This window comes from Massilia genomosp. 1 (genome assembly GCF_011682185.1).
GTDB lineage: Bacteria > Pseudomonadota > Gammaproteobacteria > Burkholderiales > Burkholderiaceae_D > Telluria_A > Telluria_A rubra.
In genome coordinates this window covers 1-4424 of the sequence record NZ_WHJF01000200.1, presented here as the reverse complement: position 1 = coordinate 4424, position 4424 = coordinate 1, and the positions used below count along the sequence as shown (strand labels likewise).

Annotated in this window: 5 protein-coding genes and 2 pseudogenes; 5 read left to right on the top strand and 2 right to left on the bottom strand. The window is 60.5% G+C overall.

Features of this window, described 5'->3' with window-relative positions:
- Positions 1 to 14 precede the first annotated feature (14 nt).
- The gene (locus tag F1735_RS32595) at positions 15 to 593 is read left to right on the top strand and encodes an ankyrin repeat domain-containing protein (protein ID WP_308628262.1); all 579 of its coding nucleotides are present in this window, start codon (positions 15 to 17) and stop codon (positions 591 to 593) included.
- Here the strand turns inward: F1735_RS32595 and F1735_RS37065 are convergent.
- Positions 580 to 966: pseudogene (locus tag F1735_RS37065) on the bottom strand (IS481 family transposase); the annotation flags it as partial. The gene F1735_RS32595 and the pseudogene F1735_RS37065 overlap by 14 nt on opposite strands.
- Positions 967 to 970: 4 nt before the next feature.
- A complete protein-coding gene (locus F1735_RS37630; RefSeq protein ID WP_373888623.1) occupies positions 971 to 1510 on the bottom strand; it encodes a recombinase family protein in 540 nt (179 codons plus the stop codon).
- Between the two features lie 149 nt (positions 1511 to 1659).
- Here F1735_RS37630 and F1735_RS37625 point away from each other — a divergent pair, with 149 nt between their 5' ends.
- From F1735_RS37625 to F1735_RS32570, 4 genes and pseudogenes are all read left to right on the top strand, one after another.
- Complete coding sequence (locus F1735_RS37625) at positions 1660 to 1794, top strand: hypothetical protein (RefSeq protein WP_267876716.1); 135 nt, start codon at positions 1660 to 1662, stop codon at positions 1792 to 1794.
- A 73-nt stretch (positions 1795 to 1867) separates the two neighbouring features.
- Entirely contained in the window at positions 1868 to 2731 is an 864-nt protein-coding gene (locus F1735_RS32580) for an alpha/beta fold hydrolase (protein WP_167241042.1), read from the top strand.
- Between the two features lie 7 nt (positions 2732 to 2738).
- The gene (locus F1735_RS32575) at positions 2739 to 3215 is read left to right on the top strand and encodes a MarR family winged helix-turn-helix transcriptional regulator (protein WP_167241040.1); all 477 of its coding nucleotides are present in this window, start codon (positions 2739 to 2741) and stop codon (positions 3213 to 3215) included.
- 324 nt (positions 3216 to 3539) lie between these two features.
- Positions 3540 to 4253 (top strand): annotated as a pseudogene (locus tag F1735_RS32570) (DUF2169 domain-containing protein); the annotation flags it as partial.
- Positions 4254 to 4424 lie beyond the last annotated feature (171 nt).

Here is a 4424-nt window from a genome sequence, read left to right as displayed (position 1 = left end):
AGGACCGCCACGCCCTGCTGAAAAAACTGCTCAATGCGGGCGACGACCCCAACATCTGCCACGCCGGCATCAGCCCGCTGCTGGCGGCGGTGGCCGGCGGCGACGCCCTGACCGTAACGATCTTGCTTGACGCCGGCGCCCGGCCCGACAGTCCGCGCGACGCCAGCGGCGGCACGCCCTTGGATTACGCGTTGGGCACGCCGCCGCTGGAGATGGCCAGCTTGCTGCTCGATCGCGGGGCCGATCCGCGCGTGGTGGCCGATGGCGGCCGCACCGCCCTGCACAGCCTGGCGCTGCAAGCGCTGCCGTCGCCGCAGCAGCACGCCATCCAGATGGCGCTGGCCGAGCGATTGGTGCGGCAAGGCGTCCCGCTCGATGCACCGCACGGGCAAGGCGACACCGCCCTGCACATGGCAGCGTCGACCGGCAATCTCGACCTGCTGAACCTGTTGCTCGCCGAAGGCGCCAACCCGACACTGCGCAACAAGCGCGGCGAAGACGCCCTCGCCTGCGCACGCCGGCGCGGCCATGCCGCCCTGGTCGAACGCCTGGAACAGCATCTCGCCGGCAAAACAGGGAAAGATGGCGATTGACGGTCGGGCGCCGCAGCAGGCCCTTGGGCGCCTTGACCAAGCCCTGCGCCGTTTCCACGCCGTAGTCCTCCATCAGCTCGATGGCCCGCCCGGTGGAAAGGTGGCGCCCGGCCTTGTTGGTGGTGCGCAGTTTCAGCGCCGCGATCAGCTCGCAATAGCGTTCCAACTCTGCTTGCGGCAACAACCGCGGCTTGCCGTGGTCGGCGCGGTGCGCAGCGTGTGGCTTCTGAACCGCTTGCAGCGCCCGATAGACGGTCGTCGCGGAGACGCCGTACAAGCCGGCCGCCGCAGCGATCTGGGCCGCCCGCTCTGGGCTCTTGGACGGCAGGCGGTCCAGCCGCTGCCGTAGTTGCAGCAGCGAATCGACGGGAATCGCCTTACGCCGGCCGCTCATGGCGGGCCAGCGCGCGGTACACCGAGGCGCGGCCGACGCCGAGCCGCCGCGCGATCGCCGTCGCGCCCAGTTTCTCTTCAACGTACAGGCGCTGGACCTCGGTGGAATCGACCGACGGCTTGCGCCCACGGTAGGCGCCGCGCGCCTTCGCGGCGGCGATACCTTCAAGCTGGCGCTCGCGCCGGAGGTTGGTTTCAAATTCAGCGAACACGCCCAGCATGTCCAGGAATGCCTTGCCCGCCGCGCTACGGGTGTCGATGGGTTGCTCGGTCGCCTTGAGGGTGACGCCGCGCTCCTTTAGTGTGTACACGATGTCCTGCAAATCTTTGATGCTGCGCGCCAAGCGATCTATCCTCGTCACGACCAGCGTGTCGCCACGCCGCAGGAAATCAAGTAGCGTCGCCAGCTCAGCGCGGCCGGCGCGGCTGGTGCCGCTCGCCTTCTCCGCCCGGACAACATCGCAGCGCGCAGTGCCTGCTCTTGCAAGGCAAAATCTTGGTCGCTGCTGGAAACCCGAGCATATCCGTAAAGCGCCATGGCAGGGTTTGTCTCGTTAAGATTTAGACCCTTCAAAGTTAGCATCTCGAAAACATAAAAACAACCCTATTGAGACAAAAAAATTGTCTCGCTCTCGTGGTCCGATAGGGTGTACCGATACGCGACATGCCGCCCTTGCCGACCAGCGTACCCGGCACCAACGCCAAAAGGGAACTCGCCGCAGGCTGCGGCCGCGACGAGATGCGTCGGCGCGAAATCGCAGCCCATTTTCTGTTCTTCGGCACAACGGTGCAAAACAGCCTGAAATAGGAAGGATGATGAAGTTGACAGCAAGCTGTCATTAACGGAAAATGACAGTACACTGTCAAATTTAGGAGCCACTATGACTTCAAAGAATCTCCCTGCAAGCCCGCCTTGTCCGACCCAAAGCGAATGCGACAAAGCCGAGGCTTCAACTCCAATGATTGAACGTTGCATCAAGGGACCACAATGCGCAATTTCAATGACCGCGTCGGAGGAGCGCTGCGGCCAGATACCGCTCCTGTTCGTACACGCCGATCCCGGCCAAGCCAGTCAGTGGCGCGAATTGTTTGCGCGCTTCTGTTCGCGGCGCCAAGTCGTGGCGTTCGACGCCCGCGGCCATGGCGCGAGTGACGCCCCGGCGAATGGTGACTACAGCTACGCAGGACGGGCCCAAGACATCTGCGCCGTAGCAGACGCCATGCATCTTCAACAGTTCATCCTGGTTGCGCATAGCGCGGGCAGCGCCACGGCACTGCGTTACGCGGCGGCCAACCCAAACAAAGTCGCCGGACTGATCCTGCTTGATCCGCCGTCCGACCCGCGAGCGATTCCGCAACCCATCCAGACGCAGATGGATGCCGCGCTGAAGGGCCCCGACAACCGCGCTTACCTGCGGAACTACCTGCACTCGATTGCCGGCGACAACGCCGATACGGTCGCTCTGGTCCTCGCCGACTCGGAAAGTATCGAGATGCAGACATTCATTGCCATGACCGGGGCATTGCTGGCCTGGAATCCAGAACCCAATCTGGCGAGCTATACGAAGCCGATGTTAATTCTTTCCAGCGAAGCTGGCGATACGCCTTCATCGCTGCGATGGCTCAAGCCCAATGCGGCGTTTCGAGTGATTTACGGATCGGGGCACTGGCTGCAAATGGATCAGCCGGAGGCCACCGCCCTGGAGATGGAACAATTCCTCAACGAGCTTGATCCGCAAGGCTAGCGCGCTTATGACTACACAATCACCATGCATCAAAAAAACACCCGCTGGCACGGCGCTGACCGAGATCGTGTTACTTGTTTTTCGACTCGACGGCGCATTAATGGACGCAGCCGAAAAGATTGCCGCGCCAGCGGGCCTGACGGCGGCGCGCTGGCGGGTGCTCGGCGCCGTCCTCAGCGAACCTCGCACCGTCGCGGATATCGCCCGCAACATGGGGGTGGCGCGACAAAGCGTGCAGCGCCTCAGCGACGCGCTGGTCGCGGAGGGATTGCTGACGATGAACGACAACCCGGCCCATAAAACTGCGCGCCTGGCGACACCCACGCCCAGCGGACGGGTGGCTATCGCCAACTTGTCCGACAGGCAAACACGGTGGGCGAATTTGATTGGCGCCGGCTTTGATATTCAGTCGCTCGATGAGCACATGCGTGTATTGAAACACCTGATCGCGTCGGTGGAGAAAAATCACGCCTCTATCGAATAAGTTGAGGCGACCATACCGGCTAAAGGACACGACCTAGCAGTTCCATACCAAGGCGACCGAGATTCAGGCGATGTTCAGCAATCAGCTCGAACCGAAGCGCACTGGCGAAATTGGCAAACGCATCCTGGTGGCCGGCTTGCCGATATGAGCCCTCATTGGCAGTTAGCGTGCGTTGGCGGCCATGGAATGCAAGCCGACGCCGACGAATGCAAGCTCATTTGCGAGTAGCGGGAGCACGAGGGCCCTTCTCATTTGCAGTTATCGTGAGCCGAAAATGGCGTCGATTGCGAGCGCAACCTTTTTCAAACGCGAGTCGTTACACCTGCTCTCCAGGCGCTCGACGAGAACATCAGCAGCCCGGCCGGAAATTACAAAGCTGTGGCATTGTCTGCCATTGGCAGGCACTGGGAGCCGCGAAGCCAGTATGTCGGAACCTATGACAAGCACTGGGAGGAAGAAGTTTTCCCCTCTCTGCCAGAGGATTTTGACGAGCAACACTATCAGTGCGCACCGGAAGATCAACAGATTGCCTATCCCAAGCGCAGAATATCCATGGAAATCTCATCCGAGCAGTACGAAAACAGTATCAGCGGTTTCCTCATGATTGATTGCGAAGTGCGGTCGGCCGACATTTTCTATTTTTCTTTGTCAGAAGACGAAACGCAGTTGGCGCAGTGGGATGAGGACGATGAAGATAGCTGGCTACGCCGACGCATCGTGTATTTCATCCGGAGCCTGGCGCCTGCCGAACGCTGGGGCAATATCGAGTTTGACCATTCCTACGATTTTCAATTATTTCGATGGCGCCAGCTGGACACAGGTGGATTTCCCGAGCGCGATATCACTCTTCTCGGTATGCTGCGCAGGCGATGGAAACGTCTACATCAGCGGGTATGGCGGCACCACATTCAAAGGGCGGGGACAAACGTGGCGCCAGCTGTTCGAAGGACAGTTAACGATCCCCTTCAAGGACATGGTCTGGTTCGACAACCGGGTCTGGTGTACCAGCGAATATGGCTTGTGGAATATACGCGATGAAAAACTTGAAGCAGCCGATGTCGATCGCGACATCATGGCATGCTCCCCCCTGTGTCAGACTACTTGTCGGGTGTGTTTTTGAACAAAGTATGTCGTGATCTTGAGCGTTGTAGTGGGGTTTTTAGGGTTCGTTCTTGTGCTGTACTTTTGACATCGTTTCCGGGAGCGGGG

What these genes read in the sequence shown, in the direction of transcription:
- F1735_RS32580 (WP_167241042.1), top strand. Translation starts at nt 1,868, where the DNA reads ATGACTTCAAAGAATCTCCCTGCAAGCCCGCCTTGTCCGACCCAAAGC.
- F1735_RS32575 (WP_167241040.1), top strand. Translation starts at nt 2,739, where the DNA reads ATGACTACACAATCACCATGCATCAAAAAAACACCCGCTGGCACGGCG.